Genomic DNA, 18,667 nt, shown 5'->3' with positions numbered 1-18,667 from the left:
CATGAAGCGAACGGGGCTGTTGTTGCTGGGAATGCTGGCTGCAGTACCGGCCTGGGCGGCCGACCTGACGGTGTCGGCGGCGTCGAGCCTGACCGAGAGCTTCCGTGAACTAGGCGCGGCCTACGAGAAGGCGCACCCGGGCACCAAGGTCGATTTCAACTTCGCTGCGTCTGGCGTACTGCTGCAGCAGATCAGCCGCGGTGCACCGGTGGATGTATTCGCCTCGGCCGACGAAACCACGATGGACCAGGCGCAGCAGCAGGGTCTGCTCGCCGCCGGGACCCGCCAGGTGTTCGCGGTGAACGCGCTTTGGGTGGTGGTGCCACCGCAGGCCAAGGCGGCGCCGCGCACCCTCAAGGACCTGGCCGGTGCCGGCGTGCAACGCATCGCACTGGGCAACCCGGACAGCGTGCCGGTCGGGCGCTATGCCAAGGGCGCGCTGGAGGCGGCGGGCCTGTGGCCGTCGGTTCAGGGCAAGACCATCACCACGCAGAACGTACGCCAATCGCTGGACTACGTGGCGCGCGGTGAAGTGGATGCCGGCTTCGTCTATGCCACCGATGCGCAGGCGATGCCTGACCGGGTGCGCCGTGCCTTCGCGGTGCCGGTGGCGGGGCGCATCGCCTATCCGCTGGCGGTGACCAGGGCCAGCGCGCAGCCGGCCGAGGCCAAACGATTCGCCACCTTCGTGCGTTCGACGCAGGGCCAGGCGATCCTGGCCAGGCACGGGTTCGGCAAGCCCTGAGGCATGGATCTCGACTGGAGCGCGCTCGGGTTGTCGCTGAAGGTGGCCGGCTGGGCCACCGCGATCAATCTGGTGCTGGGCGTTGGTCTGGGCGCGCTGCTGGCGCGTCGGCGCTTTCCCGGTCGCGAGCTTCTGGATTCGGTGTTGACCCTGCCGATGGTGCTGCCGCCGACCGTGCTGGGTTACTACCTGCTGGTGCTGATCGGCCGCAATGGGCCAATCGGTGCATGGCTGCAGTCGTGGTTCGGCATCAACCTGGTGTTCACCTGGCAGGCTGCAGTGATCGCCGCCGCAGTGGCCTCGCTGCCGCTGGTGTTCAAGCCGGCACGTGCGGCGTTCGAGGAAGTGGACGGACAACTGGAGCAGGCCGCGCGCACGCTCGGGGTATCCGAAGCGGCGGTGTTCTTCCGCATCACGCTGCCACTGGCCTGGCGTGGCATCCTCGCCGGCCTGCTGCTGGCATTCGCGCGCGCGATGGGTGAGTTCGGCGCCACGCTGATGGTGGCCGGCAGCATTCCGGGCCGCACGCAGACGCTGTCGATCGCCATCTACGAGGCGGTGCAGGCTGGGCAGGATGGCAAGGCCAATGTGCTGGTGATCCTGACCTCGGTGGTCTGCATCGTGATCCTGCTGCTGGCCGCACGGCTGGTGGGCGGGGGGCGCCGGGAGTTGCGTGATGTGGCTTGACCTGCAGGTGCGGCGCCGTCTGCAGGCGGCCGGCCAGGATTTCGTGTTGGACGTATCGCTGCAGTGCACGCAGCGGCAGGTGGTGCTGTTCGGCCCCTCGGGCGCCGGCAAGAGCCTGACCCTGAAGGCGGTGGCCGGGCTGCTGCGGCCGGGGCAGGGCCATGTGCGCCTGCAGGGACAGACCCTGTTCGATGCGGCCACCGGCGTGGATCTGCCGCCGCAGCGCCGCCGGTTGGGTTATGTCTTCCAGGATTACGCGTTGTTCCCGCACCTGAGCGTGCGCCAGAACGTGGCGTTCGGATTGCAGAAGGGGTGGTTGAATCCGCGGACTGGCCAGCGCTTCGATGCGGTGGAGCAGTGGTTGCACGCATTCCGCATCGACACGGTGGGCGATCTGCTGCCCTCGCAGGTATCCGGTGGACAGCGCCAGCGTACCGCGCTTGCACGCGCCTTGGTGACGCAGCCGCAGGCACTGCTGCTCGATGAGCCGTTCTCCGCGCTGGACCATGATCTTCGCCAGCACCTGCGGCAGGAACTTGAGACGGTACTGGACAAAACCGGCATTCCGCTGCTGCTGATCAGCCACGATCCCCAGGATGTGGCCATGTTCGGCCAGCAGGTAGCGCGCGTGGTGGACGGCCGTATCGTCGGCGATTGACTCGTGATGGACGCACTGGCGATGGTTGGCTACATCTGATGGTAGTGCCGGCCGCTGACCGGCAACCATGGAATCCGGAGCAGCCGGCCAGCGGCCGGCTCTATCGAGCCGAGGTCCATGCAGTCCAGTGGTTGTGGATCAATACAACTCACAGTGCGTGCGGCCTTCGCCCCGCAGCGTGTCCCAGTGCCCCTCGCCACCGATCGCATCGATGGCCTCGCGCACCGCACCTTCCAGGTGGCTCTTGTTGCCGCACAGGTACAGATGCCCGCCACGGGCCAGCACATCGCGCACTTCGTCGGCGCGCTGCTGCAGCACATGCTGCACATAGACCTTTTCGGCGCCATCGCGCGAGAACGCGGTATGCAGGCCGGCCAGCACACCGCGCGCGTGCCAGTCCTGCAGCTGTTCGCGGTACAGGTAATCGTGCTGGCTGTGCTTCTCGCCGAACACCAGGTGCACTTCGCGTTCGCAGGCACCGGCCTGCAGCTCCTGCATCAGGCCTATCAACGGAGCGATGCCGGTGCCGGTGCCGACCAGCAGCAGCGGTGCCTCGCCGGTATCGGGCAGGTGGAATCCAGGGTTGGAACGGCAGTACACACGGGCATGGTCGCCGCCGTGCAGCAGACTGCCGGTGGCAGTGCCGAAGCGCTCGCGACCGCGCAGGGTGTAGCGCACTTCGCGCACGCACAGGCTCAGCTGGTCGTCGCAGGGGTGCGATGCGATCGAATAGGCACGCGGCAGGCGTGGTGACAGCAGTTCGCGAAGGCGGGCCAGCGGAATGCTGTCCGGGGTGGCGTGGTCCTGCAGTACGTCCAGCAGGTCCAGGCCGTGCAGGTAGGCTTCCAGCTCGCGCTTCTGGCTGACCTTCAACAGGCCCTTCAGTACGTCGCTGCCACCGAGCTTGGCCAGTTCGCGCAGCACGCCCTTGCTCAGCAGGCGCAGCTCCCGATCATGCAGCGCGGCCACGGCGGCGGTGTCGCCGTACCAGGTGGCCAATGCCTGCAGCAGGGCAGGGTCGTTCTCGGGAACCACGTGCAGGGTGTCGCCGGCGCGGTAGGCCATGCCACTGCCGGCAATGCCCAGTTGCAGGTGCCAGGCAGCCGGGTCGCTGCTGTTCAAGCGGCGGCGTTCGAGAATCGGGGTGGCAAAGGCGTTATCTTCGTCATAGGCGGTGACCTGCAGGCGCAGGTCCTGGCCAGCGTTCACGTCGCCATCCAGCACCTGGCCCAGCACTGGCTGCCATTGCTGGAAGAACTGTTCGTAGCCCAGGTCGGCATCCACGCGGTGCAGCAGCGGCTGCGCCTGGCGATCGCTCAGCGCGGCATCCAGCGCCTTGGTGAAGCCGCAGAAGCTGGGGTAGCCGGTGTCGCCGAGGCCGAACACCGCATAGCGCAGGCCGCTCAGCGTCGGGGTCTGGCGCAGCGTTTCGAAGAACTGCTCGCCGTTGGCCGGCGGTTCGCCGTCACCGAACGAGCTGGAGATCGCCAGCAGCACATCGCCGTGGCCGAGGCTGGCCACGTCGATGTCGTTGAACGGAAGTACCTGCGGACCGTGCGGCTGCAGGTCCGCGCCCAGGCGCTGGGCCAGGGCGCGGGCATTGCCCGACTCGGACGCGAAGCCCACCAGCAGGCGGCTGAAGGGCGTACTGGTCGGGAGAGCGTTCACGCGGCCTCGTAGAAGTCGTCGAACTTTTCCTTGCTGAACTCGACCAGGTCGTAGTTCTGCATCAGGTCGTTCACCACGCGGCGGATGCTGATGTACGAGGTGATGTTGCCGTCGGCGTCGAACAGCGGTTGCACGGTGGTGTCGACCACGTAGAGCACGCCACCCTTGCCAAGGTTGGGCACGATGCCGGTCCAGGTTTTGCCGGCTTTGATGGTGTCCCACATGTCCTTGTAGACCGCCTTGGGCACATCAGGATGGCGCACGATGCTGTGCGGCTGGCCGATAAGTTCCTCGCGCGCGAACCCGGTGAGCGTGCAGAACAGGTCGTTGGCGTAGGTGATGTTGCCCTGCAGGTCGGTGGTGGAGATCACCATGACGTTCTGCATGGCATTCAGCAGCTGGGCGTTGTCGGGGGTGTAGCTCATCGCAGGTCCTTTGGATGCCGGTGACGCCGGCGTATTGGGTTCCTGCATAGAGATACGCCCGCGCGGCGGCGGGCGGTTTGACATTGATCAAGCGGGTGGTGGGATGGCCTGCGACCGGGTGTCGCAGGGAGCGTTCACTGCTGCAGGGGAAAGCCGATCGTCTCGTGGCAATGCCGCATCAGGTGGCGGCCTCCCTCATTGATGTGCAAGGTGTCCGCGTCACCGAAGAACTGCAGCAGCGCTCCCCCGGTCGTACTGCCTGCATGCGCGGAGCGCCTGGCTGCCGATGGCAGAAACGGATCAGCTCGCGGATCGTGTCCGCCAGGCAGATCCGCACGTGCAACGGCGCCTTCGATCATCAGCTGGGCGCATGCGCCTGCCAGATAGGCGTCTGGCTCCCGCTGCCCGCCGCGCCGATGCTGTCCTGCCAATGCGGTGGCGATATGCTGGAACTCATGGGCGGTGGTGGCGATCACGCGCCTGCGCAGCGAGTCGGTGTCGGGACCGGAGGGAAACCAGAAGCTGACCATCTGGCCCGGCGGCTCTGGTCCCGGCAGCTGTCGCCAGATGCCGCCTCCGTCACTTACGATCGTCAACTGATAGCGCATAGGCGTCCGTTCCTGCCCATTGGCCTGGAGCGGCAGTCCAGCGGATCGTGCGGCGGCCTCGCAGAGCCGTGACGCCTGCATGGCCGAAAGCGCTCGATCTCCCCAGAGAACTCGAGTTGCGACGGATGACCACCCGCACTCGATGGACCGATTGGGGAACTCCGAGCTTTCCGGGCCGGGAAGCATCGACACTGTGCTGATCTTCAGATGTGAGGAAGGGCCTCGCAGCAGGGTGGCATACCCTCCATCGGTACTGACCAGGTTTCGGGGAGGCAGCTGGATGGATTGGCACGCACTTGTGGCCAGAAGGATTGCCGCCAGCCCAGCATAGAGCCCGAGGGGGAGGCCCGGTTGGGCACGCCTGGACTGACGGCGCTGCATCAGGGGGTCAGCCCGCATTGATACGGCGATGGATACTTCGTACAGACTTGAAAGTCCGAGACTGAGGCCGCCTTGGTGGCTCCGCCGTATCGTGAGGCCGCCGCGATGGTGTTTGGTCCAGGGGCTGCACTTACATCGAATGTTGCGAGGTCGTACCTCAACTCGGCCGCAGGACCGGACGAAGCTGCGGCCCATGCGTTCACTCCATCCGGATCGACAAGCCGGAGGATGGTTCCTGTTCGATGCCATTGGAACTGCTTGGCGGCGATGGTGGCTCCTTGCCGGCCATCAAACAGCAGCAGGGTTACAGACCCATTGGCCGGGAAGGCTATGGATGAATCCGAGACGTCGATTTCGAACTGCGCGGCGTCTGGTACTTCTGATGTCGACGCCAGCAGAATCCGCTCGAACCAAGGTAGGCCGTCGCGTTCGCCTCCGCCGATCTTGCCTCCAATCCTGCCTTCCATCCGGCACTTCTTGGTTTCTTCGCACGATGCGCTCAACTGCCACTCCATGGGCCCGCAGCCAGTAGAGGTGAGGGTGATACCGACAGCTGCCACGATAATTCGTAGATTGCTCATTGGTATTCTCCATGTTGGACTTCGATTGACCGATCAGCTCAACCTGCTGTTTCGGCAGTCAATCCGTATCGGCTCAGGCTCGATCAGGCAATCGGAATTGTTTCAAATACCTCCAGTAGTTGGTTCGGAGCCACATTTGACGCGCCAGACAAATGCACAGGTCGTGCCAATGGCGACACTTGTGTCTCCAGTCGCACCACGTGGTGGACGCGCTTCTGCGTCAGCCCATCAGATAGCGCAGCACACCCGCCGAGACCACGCCGATCAGCACCGTCGGCAGCATCGACAACCGCGTGGCGGCCAGCAGGGTGATCGCCAGCGCGGCAAGATCGGCGGGCTTGTCGGCGACAAAGTCCGGGGCGATCACCGAGATCAGCACGCAGCCCGGCGCGGCTTCCATCACCGTCACCGCGCGCCTGCTCAACGTGCGGTTACGCAGCGCGAGGAAGCCGATGATGCGGGTCAGGTAGGTGGCAGCGGCCATCACCACGATGGTCAGCACCGAGGTCCAGTGGATCAGTCCGTTGAAGATCATGCCGCGTCCTCCGCCAGCAGCCAGGCTGCGGCCAGGCCGGCCAGCGCGCCGCTGGCCACGTACCAGGCGCCGGGAACCAGCAGGTAGGTGGCCGCGGCCACCACCAGGCTGACCAGCCACGGACGCGCTGCTTTCATGCCCTGCCACATGCCGCGCAGCAGCACCAGGAACACGGCCGGGAAGGCCATGTCGAAACCATAGGCGTGGATGTCGCCCAGCATCGGGCCGACGATCGCGCCCAGCGCGGTACAGGCCACCCAGACCGTGTACAGGCCGGCCGAGACGCCCAGGTAGTAGGCCAGGCTGAAGCCGAGCGCACGGCGGCGCGCGTCGGCCACGCCCATCGCCCAGCTTTCGTCGCACATGAAGAACAGTGCCGGCAGCACGCGACGGCGCGGTAGGTGCTGCAGCAGCGGGGCAAGACTGGCGCCCATCAGCAGGTGGCGGCTGTTGACCAGCGCGGTGATCGCCACGATCAGCGCGATATGCGGCGGCGAGCTCCACAGTTCGACGGCGGCGAATTCCGAGCCGCCGGCGAAGTTGAGGCCGGTCATCAATGGCACTTCCAGTGCGCTCAGCCCCTTCTGTGCCGCCTGGGCGCCGAGCACCAGGGCGAACGGAATGAAGCCGATCATCACCGGCACGGCAGCGCGAAGGCCGCGCAGGAATTCGGCACGCGGCGCGGTATCGCAGGTGTCGGGCAGGGGGAGGGTGGTACGGGCGTCCATGGAACGGCACAACGAGGTGGGGGTGGCCCATGCTAGCGATCCAATCGCGAAATCGGGTTGCGTTGATGCCATTCGATTCGGGAATATTGAGATTCCATGCGGCTAAGGTCGCCAAAGGTGAAATCCAATGCAATACCAGCTCGACAACCTCGATCGCCGCATCCTCGACGCCCTGCAGCGTGACGGCCGCCTGCAGAACCTGGAGCTGGCACGGCAGGTGGGCCTTTCGCCCTCGGCCTGCCTGCGCCGGGTGCGGTTGCTGGAGGAGGGCGGCTACATCGACCGCTATGTGGCCTTGTTGAACGAGGCGAAGGTGGGCCGCGGCTTCACGGTGTTCGTGCGGGTGTGGCTGCGCGGACAGGACGAGGACACCACCAATCACTTCATCAACAGCATCAAGTCTTTCCCAGAAGTGCTTGAATGCCATCTGATGGCGGGTGACTGCGACTTCCTGCTGCGGGTGGCGGTGGCCGATCTTGATGCCTACCGGCAGTTCCAGATGCAGCACCTGAACCGGATTGCCGGGGTGCAGAACACCAAGACCGAGATTCCGATGCAGCGGATCAAGCAGACCACCCAGCTGCCGCTTTGAGGAATGGGTGGTTCCCGGCCGGGTTGCACCCGGCACCCGCGGTAGTGCCGGTCGCTGGCCGGCAACCTCAGAAGCAACAGCCGAAGCAACAGCGTGTATTCCGTGGGATGGCGGGGTGGGTCCGGTTGCAGGGGACGCCGTAAACCCCCAGGCCGGCCCAACCGCTGGCGGCTGGGCGTTCGGGCGCTTGCGAAGCAGTGCTTCGCAAGCAAAGCGCCCTCACCCATGGGGGCTTGGCCGCGGCATCCATGCCGCGGACACCCCTGCAACCGGACCCACCCCGCCTTCGACAGTTCCCCGCGATCTTTCGGGGTCGGATCCCGTTGCTGCGCAACGGGCTCTGACCCCAGGAGCAGATGAAGCAGATGAACATGTCGGTTCAATTCATTGATGCCTGATGCGTGACTGGCTTCTTGGAGCCCGGCCCGACGTTGGTCGGAGGCAGCAGTCATCGCAATGACATCTGGCACCGGTACGGTTTGAGCCCGCTTGCTGGTCGCGCGCGGGCCGGGGTTCCGGTCGTGGCGCGCGTCCACTGCAGCTGCTGTCGCTGCCGAGGGTCATGTGTTCTACGTCAGGGGGCTGAATGGACACCATGCGGTCAGAACTTGGAAGGTGGCCATCGCCGCATGGCTGCTGCTGTCCTTTGCCGCTGCCGGGCACGACGGTGTTCATGCCTACGACATCCCTGCGCAGCCGCTGGAACAGGCGGTCGAACGCTTCAGTGTCATCAGTGGGTGGTCGGTGATGTACCCGGGTGACCTTGCCGCCGGGCGCAGCAGCCACGCGCTGAGGGCCAACCTGCCGCCACTCCCCGCGTTGCAGGCGCTGCTGCAGGACACCGGCATCGAGGCCGAGATGATCGGCGAGCAGCGCGTGGTGCTGCGCCGGGGCACGCCCTCGGTCGCCGAACCAGGTGTTGGCACCGGCCTTCCCGAGGTCGAGCGTCGGCGTCGCTACGGTGGGCTGCAGCAGCGCCTGCGTGCGGCGTTCTGTGACGACCCCGAGATCGCGCCCGGCCGCTACGCCGCGACGCTGCGCTTCCACGTCGACAGCGAGGGCCAGGTGCATGCGCCCGAGATGCTCTCAGGCAGTGGCAGCGCCCGCCGCGATGCACGCCTGTTGCAGGCGTTGCAGGGCCTGGTGCTGGCGGCCGAGGCCGCTGCGCTGCCGCAGCCGGTAACGCTGCAGATCCGACCTTCCGGTACCGACCACGACTGTGGCCGGCGCTCGCCCCTTCCATGACTTCAAGGATTCGAACATGAGCAACGGTACGGCTGGGGCAGTAGACCTGATGGACCACCTTCTGGGGGCCTACGACGAGCTGAAGCGCCGGCTGGTGCGCAAGCTCGGCTCGGAAGAACTGGCCGGTGACGCGCTGCAGGACACCTGGATGCGGCTGAGCGCGCGCCGGGATCGTCTGGACGCGGTGCAGAACCCGGCGGCCTACCTGTTGCGCATGGCGATGAACACGGTGATCGATCGCCAGCGGGCCGATCATCGCCTGCTGAGCCTGGAAGAAGTGGATACATTGATGGACATGGCCGATCCAGGCCCGGGCCCGGCACAGGCCGCCGAGCTCGAGTTCGCGCTGGAGGACATGGTCGGCCTGCTGCAGCGCATGCCTGAGCGCCGCCGCCGCATCCTGCTGGCGATCCGCGTTGATGGCCTGCAGCAGCGTGATGTGGCCGATCACCTCGGCGTGTCGCTGCGGCTGGTGCAGCGTGAACTGAAGGCGGCCCAGGACTACCTGGCCGAGCGCAGTGGGCAGGGGCGCCAGGTGCGGTTCTGAGCGGCGGCATCCGTCTACACTTTGACGCCGAGCAGAACCCCGCAGCGTGCGGGTCCGGCATGAGCCCCCATGGATCCTGACGATCGCCCGCAACGCCCGCTGGATGCCGTCGAGCGTCAGGCCCACGCGTGGGTGGTGCGCCTGACCTCGGGCGAAGCCACCACCGCCGACGGGCGCAGGTTCCGGGCGTGGTGCGAGGCCGATCCTCTCCATCGTGAAGCATTCGGCCGTGCGCGCCGGCAATGGGAGCAGGTGCGCCTGGCCGGCGAGCAGCTGCCCGCCGCTGCGCGCCAGCCAATTGCCGCGAGTCCGGCGCAGCGCTGGAGCCGTCGTGCCTTCCTCGGTGCAGCGATTGCCGCCCCGGCCAGTCTGGTAGTGGTGGCGGCGATCCGCCCACCGCTGGGGCTGTGGCCATCGGTGACGTCGATGGCGGCCGACTTCCATACCGGCACCGGTGAGCGGCTGCAGATCGCGCCTTCGCCACAGCTGAAGATTGAGCTGGACACCCAGAGCAGCCTGCGCCGCCGTGCGGACGCGCAGGGCGAAGGCTTCGAGCTCGTACAGGGCCAGGCCGCGATCGAAACCCAGCCCGGCCTGCGCCTTGCATTGTTCGCTGGACCGGGCTGCGTGATCGCTGATGAAGGAGCGGTGCGCCTCGACGTACGCAACACCCATGGCCAGGTGCGGGTGACCTGCCTGCATGGCAGCGCCCGCATCGAGCATCCGCAGGGCCGGCTGCAGCTGCAGGCAGGCCAGCAGACCCAGTATGACGAGCGCCTCAGTGGCGTGGTGGCCGAGGCCGTGGCCTCGGACGTGAGCGCCTGGACCGAAGGCATGCTGGTGTTTCGCCGCGCGCCGTTGCACGAGGTGGTGGACGAGATCAACCGCTATCGCCGTGGCAAGGTAATACTGGGCGAATCAGCATTGGCCCGCGCGCCGGTCAGCGGCCGCTTCCGCATCGATGATCCCGATGCAGCGCTGGAGCAGCTGCGACTGACGATGTCACTGGATCTGCGTCGCTTTCCGGGTGGCATTGCCGTCCTTGGTTAGATGAAGACGCTGCCCGTGCGCGCCGCGCGGGGCTGTTGCAAGCAAGGAGAAGCCAAGGATGCGCAACGAGACCATCGGTGTGCTGGATCTGCGTCGCAACCTGTCGGCGTTGCTGGAAACCACGCAGCGGCGGCCGTTGATGGTGCATCGCTATGGATCGCCCTGGGTGTGCGTGGTGTCCGATGCGCACTGGCAACAACAAGCAGTGCTGCTGGAGTTCGATCCGCAGTCCCACCCGTTGGCGATGCTGCTGCGCCTGCAACAGCAGGCTGTGCCGTTGCCCGAAAGTGGCGTGTTGCCGCCGGCGGCGATCGCCCGTGCGCTGCTGCTGGCGCACATGCATGGCATCGATGATCTTCCGCAGCTGCACGAGCAGGTTCAGCAGCAGCGCCTGTGGCACTGGTTCGTGGCCGGCGGCCATGGCGTGATGGACGGCTGGCAGCTGCCAGCGCTGCGTGTCGCGATGGCGTCATGGCTGGATGACGCAGGCATGACCGATGTGCTGGCAGCGTTCGCGCAGCGCAGCGACGTGGCGGTGCTGGCGCGGCGATGCGGTGGTGACGCACCACGGCTGGACGGCGAAACCTGCAGGCGGATGACGTTGCTGTGACGCTGCGGATGAAGCGCCACCCAGTGCACAGAGATGCATTCGCGTTGTCGCTTCACCTGCCTTGTCGACGTCTTCTCCAGAGTACGACGCACCACGCGTCGCGGAGCACAGGCGGCGCTGATGGCAGACAGTCGCAGGATCAACATGCTGGAACTGGATCGCCACCTGAGCCAGTCGCTGGAACAGGCGCGGCATGCACCATTGAACGTGCAGCGCTACGGGCATTCATGGGTCTGGGTGCTGTCCAGCGACGCCTGGGCCGACGCCGCGCGCTGGGCTGCACTGGACAGTTCGTCGCATCCGCTGCTGGCATTGCGCAGGGCGCTCGACCCGCAACTGCGGCCCTGGCCCGAATGTGCGGCGGCGCTGCTGCCGCTTGAGGCCGGTGATGTACGCGTGCTGCAACGCGCGGCATTGCTGGTGGTGATGCGCGGCCTGAACAGCGCGCAGCGCGTGTACGACGACCTGCGCTACCACCAGGCCTACCGGCAGTTCATCGGCCTCGACCACGGCACGGCCTGGTCGCCGATGCAGTGCGTACGCCTGTTGCAGGCCTGCGCACATCCACTGCTGCGGGCCTGTATCGACGGCACGCTGGGCAGCCTTCCATCTCCGTTGCTTGAAGCGGCGTGTGCGCCAGCAGTACGTGCTGCACCGCTGCAGGCACAGCCGCAGCGAATAGCAGGCGGATGTTTATCGTACTGACACATGCACCGCTGACCATGGCGCAGCGGTCTCTTCCAGGATGATGAGGGCGGAACAATGGCAAGGCAGGTGGGTGGTCGCAGGGCTCGGCAGCAGGGTTTCAGCCTGATCGAGATCATGGTGGTGGTAGTGATCATCGGCATCCTTGCCGCATTGATCGTGCCGCGTTTGATGGATCGCCCGGACCAGGCGCGCGTGGTTGCGGCGCGCCAGGATATCGCCGCGCTGATGCAGGCCTTGAAGCTGTTCAAGCTGGACAATGGCCGCTACCCCAGTACCGAGCAGGGCCTGCAGGCGCTGGTGAAGCCACCGCAGGGCAGCGGCACGATGCCGGTCACGCCGTACCTGGACCGGCTGCCGAATGATCCGTGGGGTCACCCGTACCAGTACCAGATTCCCGGCACCCATGGCGACATCGATGTGTTCTCGCTGGGCGCGGACAGCAAGCCCGGCGGTGACGCCGGGAACGCGGACGTCGGTTCCTGGCAGCTCTGAGGCGCGCCGATGGCAGCCCGGAAGTGTTCGGTTTCGTGCGCCCGCCAGCGTGGCATGGCGGTGATCGTGGCGATGCTGGTGGTGGCGTTGGTGGCCGTGATCGCTACCGCGCTGCTGACCCGGCAGTCGGCGCAGCTGCGCGCGCTGCGTGGCGACCAGCTGCGCGCCCAGGTGCGCATTGCCGCGGATGCCACGCTGGAGCGTGCCGCGCAGCAGCTGCGTGAGGACGTGCGGGAACAGTTGACCACGGTCCGCAACGGGCGCTGGGCGCGGCCATTGCAGCTGCAGACGCCGTTGCCGGTGCAGCTGCAGCTGGTCGATGCGCAGTCCATGTTCAACCTGCGCAACCTGCTGGCCTACGGCAAGCCGGACCCGGAAGCGCGGCGCGCGTTCATCGCGTTGTGCTCAGGGCAGGGCCTGGGGCAGGATGCCTGTGCGTCTGCGGCGGACCACATCCAGGCGCGCCTGCGCGATGGCGATGTCCAGGCGCGGGCCCCGCTGCCGCGCGAATCACTGATCGAGCAGGCCTTCGCGGGTTCCGATCCAGTGGCCGTACTGGCGTTGGCACGGCGCACCGTGGTGTTGCCTGCGCAGACCCTGGTCAACGCCAATACCAGTGATCTCAGCGTCCTGCAGGCGGTCGTACCCAGTGTCGAGCCAGGGCGCCTGCAGGCGCTGCTCGGTGAGCGCGATGGTGGCCATTGGCTGCTCAACCGCGGCGACATCGCCAATCGGCTTCAACTGAGCAACGCGCAGATGGCGGTGGTACCGCTTGGCATCCATAGCGAGTGGTTCCTCGCCGTCGGCCAGGTGCAGGCCGATGGCAGTGTGGTCGACTTCCGCGCGCTGATCTGGCGCGAGTACCGCGACGACAGTGTGCGCGTGCAGCGTGTGTGGACGAGGATCGGTGCATGAGCGTGCAGCTGAGGGTGCGCCTGCCGGCGCTGGAGCGCCTGCATGCCGACAGTGCGGTTGAGTGGGCGCAGTTGCACAAGGGTGTGGTGCTGGCCAAGGGCCGCGACCCATTGGCCGTGCTGGGTCAGCGTCATCCGCAGGCAGGGGTGTTGGCCTGCCTCGACCCGCAGGATCTGATCCTGCTGGAGCTGCAGCTGCCGCCGCTGTCGGGCCGCAGGCTGCAGGCCGCGCTGCAGGGTGAAGTGGAGGCGATGCTGCTGGATGACCTGCAGGAGGTCGCGCTGGCGCATGGTGCCCAGGCGGCCGATGGCAGCGTGCCGGTGGCCTGGCTCGGGCAGCAGGCGATCATGCAGGCGCAGCATCTGCTGGCGTCGTGCGGCCTGCAGCTGCAGGCGCTGTATCCGACGCCGCTGCTGCTGCCGTGGAAGGAGGCCCAGGCCACGCTGCAGGCCTGCGGCGAGCACCTGCTGGTGCGCAGCGGGCGCGATCGTGGCTTTGTGCAGTGGTGCGGTGGGCGCGACGTGGGGGCGGTGCTGCAGTCGCTCGCGGCGCGCCTGCAGCAATCCGGGGTGCAGGCCGTGCAATGGATCGACAGCGTGCCGTCGGCGTGGCCGGAGAGTCTGCCGGCAACCGTGGTCGCGCATGAACTGCAGGCGTGCGGCCCCCTGCCAGCGTGGTCGTTGCCACTGCCGGGTCGCAGCAGGCAGGCACCGCGGTTGGCAATCGGCCTGGCAGTGGCGGCGCTGGTGCTGGCGGCGCTGGGCCTGCAGCTGCAGGTCTCGCGCTGGCGCAGCGAGGGCGAGGCGCTGCAGCAGGACATGGCGCGGCAGTTCAGTGCGCGCTTCCCGGAGATCACCGATGTGGTGGACCCGGTACTACAGGCGCGGCGCGCGCTGGCGGTGCCGTTGCCGGCGCCGCCGTTGCCACCGGTGCAGCGGCAGGTTGCCACCACTCTGCAGGCAGTGCCCGAGCTGGGTGGTCAGGTGCGTGGTCTGCATTACACGCCGGGCCAGCTGGAACTGGAGCTGGATGACAACGCACGGATATTGGCCGATGACGCACAACGGCTGGAGCAATGGCAGCAGGCCGTACAGGCGCAGGGTCTGCAACTGGTGCGGGACGCGGGCGGACGCCTGCGCGTGAGCGGGGGCGGGCAGTGACTGCCAGGACGCTGCGCCTGGGCGAAGGTCTGGCCGGCCTGCAGCAGCGCTGGCAGCGCCTGCCGCCGCGCGACCGGCTGATGCTGTGGGTGATGGTGGTGGCGCTGGTGGCGGCGGGTCTGTGGATGTTGTGGCTGGAGCCACTGCTGAAGCAGCGCACGCATTGGCAGGCCGAACTGCCACGGCTGCAGGCGCAGGCGCGCGTATTGGCGCCGCTGCTGCATGCCCGCGAACGCCAGCAACTGGCGCAGGGGCATCAGCCGACGCTGGCTGGGCTGCGCGGACAGATCAAGACCGCCGGCCTCGCCGACGGACTGCATATCGACGCACGCGAAGGGCGCTGGCACCTGCAGGTGCAGGCGGTGCCCGCTGACGCGCTGTGGAACTGGCTGCTGCCCGTGCTGGCCGATCCGGCCATCGAACTGCAGCAGCTGCAATTGACACGTACAGGGGACGCGAACATGCCGGCGGCACGGATTTCCGGAGACATCGTGATGGTACCCACCGTGGGTGACCATCCATGAGGGTGATGCGCAGCCTTGCCTGCAGCACCACGCTGGCCCTGGTGGTGGGCATGGCCCACGTTCCGGCGCCGGTGCTGGCGCAGGACGCCCGGGATGAGCCGGTGCAGTTGAATCTGGTGGAGACCGATATCGGTGGTGTACTGCGCATGGCGGCGCGCTTCACCGGTCGCCAGTTCCTGGTCGACCCGCGGGTGACCGGCAAGATGACCGTGGTCTCTGATGGCCCGCTCAGCCGTACCCAGGCGTACCAGTTGCTGCTGGGCGCACTGCGCATGCGTGGCTTTGCTGTGGTCGAGAACGGCGGTGTCAGCCGGGTGGTGCCGCAGGCCGACGCCAAGCTGCTCGGTGGCCGTGTGGGCGCCGGCGGGGCCGGCGGCGAGGTGGCCACGCGCACCTTCGCGCTGCGCTACGAGAATGCCGCCGCGCTGGTAGCGGTGCTGCGGCCGATGATCAGCCCGGACAATCCGATCACTGCCAACCCGGGCAACAACACCCTGGTGATCACCGACTACGCCGACAACCTGGAACGCATCGCGCGGGTGATTTCCAGCGTGGACACACCGGCAGGCATGGACACCGACGTGGTCAAGCTGCAGCAGGGCATCGCTGTCGACGTGGCGGCGATGGTCGCGCCGCTGCTGGATGCGCAGGGTGCCGAACCCAGCCAGAAGGTGGTGGTGATGGCCGACCCGCGCAGCAACAGCGTGCTGCTGCGCTCCAGCAGCCCCGGCCGTACCCGCCTGGCGCGGCAGCTGGTGGAGAAGCTGGACAAGGCGCAGGACGAGTCCGGCAATCTGCATGTGGTCTACCTGCGCAATGCCCAGGCCAACCAGCTGGCCGGTGTGCTGCGCGGTGTGGTGGCCGGGCAGAGCGATGCACCGGCAATGGGCAGCAACGAAGGCGTCACGCCGCTGCCCGGCGACGCCAACCGCGCCACGCCGGCGCAGCCATCGCAGCCACAGCAGGCCAAGACCGGTGGCAATGCACTGGAATCACAACGGCTGGATCCGAATCGCCGTGATCCAATCGACGCTGGCAGTACCGGTTTCAGCCAGAACGGCATCTCGGTGCAGGCCGACGTGGCGACCAACACGCTGCTGATCTCGGCGCCCGAGCCGGTGTACCGCAACCTGCGGCGGGTGATCGACCAGCTCGACCAGCGCCGTGCACAGGTGCTGGTGGAAAGCCTGATCGTGGAAGTCAACCAGACCGACGCGGCCGAGCTGGGCGTGCAGTGGATGTTGGGTAATGGCCGCACCTTCGGCGGCACCCATTTCGGTGGTACAACCGGCGGCAGCGGCCTGAACACCGCCGCGCGCACCACTCTGGACGTGCTGCCCAAGGACGGCCTGAAGATCGGCGTGATCGACGGCACCATCAACCTGCCCGGCGTCGGTCAGATCCTCAACATGAAGGCGCTGGCCAACGCGCTGCAGAGCAAGGGCGGTGCCAACATCCTGTCCACGCCGAACCTGATGACGCTGGACAACGAAGCGGCCAGCATCATGGTCGGCCAGACCGTACCGTTTGTCAGCGGCCGCTACGTGACCGACGGTGGTGGCGGCAGCAACAACCCGTTCCAGACCATCGTGCGCGAGGACGTGGGCCTGAAGCTGCGGGTGCGCCCGCAGATCTCCGAGGGCGGCACGGTAAAGCTGGACATCTACCAGGAAGTCAGCAGCATCGACGCGCAGAGTGCGAACAGCACGGCCGGCATCATCACCAACAAACGCGCCCTGGATACCAGCGTGCTGCTGGACGATGGCCAGATCATGGTGCTCGGTGGGCTGCTGGAAGACAGCGTCAGTCATGGCCGTGATGCGGTGCCGGGCCTGGGCAAGATTCCAGTGCTGGGCGCACTGTTCCGCAGTGACACCCGCAAGCGCGCCAAGACCAACCTGATGGTGTTCCTGCGCCCGCACGTGGTGCGTGACCCGGCTGCCGGCCAGCGCCTGACCCGCGACCGCTACGACTACATGCGTAACGCGCAGGCCGGCGCGCAGCCGGTACAGAGCTGGGCCTTGCCGGCGCTGTCGGCACCGCAGCTGCCGCCGCAGGACCTGTCTGTACTCGGCCAGGGCAATGCGCGCGATGGCCAGGGCCAGCCGCTGCAGAACAGCAGCCTGGCGGCGTTGTATCCGTCCGGCGACGGCGATGCCCAGCTGGTGCAGTTCGCGCAGGGGCTGGACCCGGCGCGTGCCAGCCAGGGCGTGGCGCAGGTGCGTGCACTGGGCCTGCAGGCCTATGCCGAAGCGGCGCCCGGCGAGAGCGGGCAACGCCTGCGCGTGCGATTGCCACGCGATCCGGCGACGCTGGACCCGGCACTGCAGCAGCTGCGCGGGCTGGGCTACACGCCGGAACTGGTGATCGGGCCGTGAGCGCCGCCGCACCGCTGCCGTACGCCTGGGTGCGCAGCCATGGCGTGATGTTGTCCGAGGCCGGCGGCGAACCCGTGTTGCTGGGCACCGCCGAAACTGCGGCGTGGGCCGTGGCCGAACTGCGCCGCCGGCATGGTCCGCTGCCGTTCCAGGCGCTGGATGCCGCGACCTGGCAGCAGCGGTTGGGTGAGCAGTACCGTGACGGTGGCGATGCCGCCGCCGTGGTCGGAGCTGCTGAAAGTGAAGTGGATCTGGACCGGCTGATGCAGGACATGCCGGAGGTCACCGATCTGCTGGATGCGCAGGACGATGCGCCGGTGATCCGTATGATCAACGCGCTGCTGGCACAGGCCGCACGCGATGGCGCCAGCGATCTGCACATCGAGCCGTTCGAGACCCACTCGGTGGTGCGCTACCGGGTGGACGGCACCCTGCGCGACATGGTGCAGCCGCGGCGCGCACTGCACGCGGCGCTGGTATCGCGCATCAAGATCATGGCCCACCTGGATATCGCCGAGAAGCGCCTGCCGCAGGACGGCCGCATCGCGATCCGCGTGGGTGGGCGGCCGCTGGACATCCGCGTCTCCACCGTGCCGACCGGGCATGGCGAGCGCGCCGTGCTGCGACTGCTGGAGAAGGATGCCGGCCGCCTGCAGCTGCAGCGCCTGGGCATGGCCGATGACACCCTGGCCATGTTCACCGGATTGATCCGGCAGCCGCACGGCATCGTGCTGGTCACCGGGCCGACCGGCAGCGGCAAGACCACCTCGCTGTACGCGGCGCTGGGCCAGCTCGACAGCAGCACCAGCAACATCCTCACCGTGGAAGACCCGGTGGAGTACGACTTCGCTGGTATCGGCCAGATCCAGGTCAACGCGCGCATCGGCATGAGTTTCGGTACCGCGTTGCGTGCGATCCTGCGCCAGGATCCGGACACCATCATGATCGGTGAGATCCGCGATATCGAGACCGCGCAGATTGCCGTGCAGTCGTCGCTGACCGGCCATGGCGTGCTGGCCTCGCTGCACACCAATGATGCGATCTCGGCGGTGACCCGCCTGGCCGACATGGGCGTGGAACCATTCCTGCTGGCCTCGTCGCTGCGCGGGGTGCTGGCGCAGCGGCTGGTGCGGCGCCTGTGCACGCAGTGCAGGCGTGGCGAGGTGGATGGCGAGGGCCGTACCGTATGGCGCGCGGTGGGCTGCGCGGCCTGCGCCAACAGCGGCTATCGCGGGCGAACCGGTATCCACGAACTGTTCGTGGTCGATGACCGGGTACGCGCGTTGATCCATGAAGGGCAGGGTGAGCCTGCGCTGCGCGAGGCGGCACGGCGTGCCGGCATGTGCACATTGCGGCAGGATGGCCAGCGCTGGGTCGACAGCGGGGTGACCACGCTGGAAGAGATCCTGCGCGTTACCGGCGACGATTGA

The 18,667-nt window shown here is 67.3% G+C and carries 21 protein-coding genes; 15 read left to right on the top strand and 6 right to left on the bottom strand.

Annotation, left to right across the window (positions count from 1 at the left end; genetic code table 11):
• Position 1: 1 nt before the first annotated feature.
• From modA to AC07M7_RS08980, 3 genes are read left to right on the top strand one after another with little or no spacing between them, the layout of a single operon-like run.
• Positions 2-745: a molybdate ABC transporter substrate-binding protein gene (gene modA / locus AC07M7_RS08990; RefSeq protein WP_482997953.1), complete on the top strand. Its 744-nt coding sequence runs from the start codon at positions 2-4 to the stop codon at positions 743-745.
• Between the two features lie 3 nt (positions 746-748).
• Positions 749-1,432 (top strand): molybdate ABC transporter permease subunit, encoded by a 684-nt coding sequence (modB, locus tag AC07M7_RS08985; protein ID WP_253077772.1) that lies wholly within the window; start codon positions 749-751, stop codon positions 1,430-1,432.
• The gene (locus AC07M7_RS08980) at positions 1,422-2,090 is read left to right on the top strand and encodes a sulfate/molybdate ABC transporter ATP-binding protein (protein WP_046986198.1); all 669 of its coding nucleotides are present in this window, start codon (positions 1,422-1,424) and stop codon (positions 2,088-2,090) included. Before modB ends, AC07M7_RS08980 begins: the two co-directional genes overlap by 11 nt.
• Positions 2,091-2,228: 138 nt before the next feature.
• On the opposite strand, the gene AC07M7_RS08975 is transcribed toward AC07M7_RS08980, so the two are convergent.
• From AC07M7_RS08975 to AC07M7_RS08950, 6 genes are all read right to left on the bottom strand, one after another.
• Positions 2,229-3,758: a diflavin oxidoreductase gene (locus AC07M7_RS08975; RefSeq protein ID WP_495207196.1), complete on the bottom strand. Its 1,530-nt coding sequence runs from the start codon at positions 3,756-3,758 to the stop codon at positions 2,229-2,231.
• Positions 3,755-4,183 carry a PAS domain-containing protein gene (locus AC07M7_RS08970; RefSeq protein ID WP_005409905.1) on the bottom strand — a complete coding sequence of 143 codons (429 nt, stop codon included), beginning with the start codon at positions 4,181-4,183 and terminating at the stop codon, positions 3,755-3,757. The genes AC07M7_RS08975 and AC07M7_RS08970 overlap by 4 nt, the downstream gene beginning before the upstream one ends.
• Before the next feature lie 134 nt (positions 4,184-4,317).
• On the bottom strand, positions 4,318-4,791 hold the full coding sequence (locus AC07M7_RS08965) for a hypothetical protein (protein WP_253077768.1): 474 nt from the start codon (positions 4,789-4,791) through the stop codon (positions 4,318-4,320).
• A gap of 380 nt (positions 4,792-5,171) precedes the next feature.
• The gene (locus AC07M7_RS08960; RefSeq protein WP_495207195.1) at positions 5,172-5,753 is read right to left on the bottom strand and encodes a hypothetical protein; all 582 of its coding nucleotides are present in this window, start codon (positions 5,751-5,753) and stop codon (positions 5,172-5,174) included.
• 220 nt (positions 5,754-5,973) lie between these two features.
• Positions 5,974-6,288 carry an AzlD family protein gene (locus AC07M7_RS08955; RefSeq protein WP_495207194.1) on the bottom strand — a complete coding sequence of 105 codons (315 nt, stop codon included), beginning with the start codon at positions 6,286-6,288 and terminating at the stop codon, positions 5,974-5,976.
• Complete coding sequence (locus AC07M7_RS08950; RefSeq protein ID WP_495207193.1) at positions 6,285-7,016, bottom strand: AzlC family ABC transporter permease; 732 nt, start codon at positions 7,014-7,016, stop codon at positions 6,285-6,287. The genes AC07M7_RS08955 and AC07M7_RS08950 overlap by 4 nt, the downstream gene beginning before the upstream one ends.
• Before the next feature lie 127 nt (positions 7,017-7,143).
• Here AC07M7_RS08950 and AC07M7_RS08945 point away from each other — a divergent pair, with 127 nt between their 5' ends.
• The 12 genes from AC07M7_RS08945 to gspE all read left to right on the top strand — a co-directional run bounded on the left by AC07M7_RS08945 (position 7,144) and on the right by gspE (position 18,667).
• Entirely contained in the window at positions 7,144-7,608 is a 465-nt protein-coding gene (locus AC07M7_RS08945; protein WP_005409896.1) for an Lrp/AsnC family transcriptional regulator, read from the top strand.
• Between the two features lie 564 nt (positions 7,609-8,172).
• On the top strand, positions 8,173-8,853 hold the full coding sequence (locus tag AC07M7_RS08940) for an STN domain-containing protein (RefSeq protein ID WP_495207192.1): 681 nt from the start codon (positions 8,173-8,175) through the stop codon (positions 8,851-8,853).
• Positions 8,854-8,869: 16 nt separating this feature from the next.
• Positions 8,870-9,400 carry an RNA polymerase sigma factor gene (locus AC07M7_RS08935; RefSeq protein ID WP_006370838.1) on the top strand — a complete coding sequence of 177 codons (531 nt, stop codon included), beginning with the start codon at positions 8,870-8,872 and terminating at the stop codon, positions 9,398-9,400.
• Between the two features lie 69 nt (positions 9,401-9,469).
• Positions 9,470-10,450, top strand: a complete 981-nt coding sequence (locus AC07M7_RS08930; RefSeq protein WP_495207191.1) for a FecR family protein — start codon at positions 9,470-9,472, stop codon at positions 10,448-10,450.
• Positions 10,451-10,508: 58 nt separating this feature from the next.
• Positions 10,509-11,060 carry a hypothetical protein gene (locus AC07M7_RS08925; RefSeq protein WP_295381342.1) on the top strand — a complete coding sequence of 184 codons (552 nt, stop codon included), beginning with the start codon at positions 10,509-10,511 and terminating at the stop codon, positions 11,058-11,060.
• 120 nt (positions 11,061-11,180) lie between these two features.
• Entirely contained in the window at positions 11,181-11,765 is a 585-nt protein-coding gene (locus AC07M7_RS08920; protein WP_136637907.1) for a hypothetical protein, read from the top strand.
• A gap of 57 nt (positions 11,766-11,822) precedes the next feature.
• Positions 11,823-12,260, top strand: coding sequence for a type II secretion system major pseudopilin GspG (gspG, locus tag AC07M7_RS08915; RefSeq protein ID WP_480982742.1), 438 nt, complete (start codon positions 11,823-11,825; stop codon positions 12,258-12,260).
• A gap of 9 nt (positions 12,261-12,269) precedes the next feature.
• Entirely contained in the window at positions 12,270-13,175 is a 906-nt protein-coding gene (gspK, locus tag AC07M7_RS08910; RefSeq protein ID WP_495207190.1) for a type II secretion system minor pseudopilin GspK, read from the top strand.
• Positions 13,172-14,335, top strand: coding sequence for a type II secretion system protein GspL (gspL, locus tag AC07M7_RS08905; RefSeq protein ID WP_495207189.1), 1,164 nt, complete (start codon positions 13,172-13,174; stop codon positions 14,333-14,335). The genes gspK and gspL overlap by 4 nt, the downstream gene beginning before the upstream one ends.
• Positions 14,332-14,859 (top strand): type II secretion system protein M, encoded by a 528-nt coding sequence (locus AC07M7_RS08900; protein WP_495207188.1) that lies wholly within the window; start codon positions 14,332-14,334, stop codon positions 14,857-14,859. The genes gspL and AC07M7_RS08900 overlap by 4 nt, the downstream gene beginning before the upstream one ends.
• Positions 14,856-17,237, top strand: a complete 2,382-nt coding sequence (gspD, locus tag AC07M7_RS08895) for a type II secretion system secretin GspD (protein WP_495207187.1) — start codon at positions 14,856-14,858, stop codon at positions 17,235-17,237. The genes AC07M7_RS08900 and gspD overlap by 4 nt, the downstream gene beginning before the upstream one ends.
• Positions 17,234-18,667: a type II secretion system ATPase GspE gene (gene gspE, locus AC07M7_RS08890; protein ID WP_495207186.1), complete on the top strand. Its 1,434-nt coding sequence runs from the start codon at positions 17,234-17,236 to the stop codon at positions 18,665-18,667. The genes gspD and gspE overlap by 4 nt, the downstream gene beginning before the upstream one ends.

The sequence above is a fragment of the Stenotrophomonas sp. GW821-FHT09E08 genome (genome assembly GCF_059416125.1).
The sequence above is the reverse complement of the archived record's forward strand: the minus strand, read 5'-3'. Positions and strand labels throughout refer to the sequence as shown.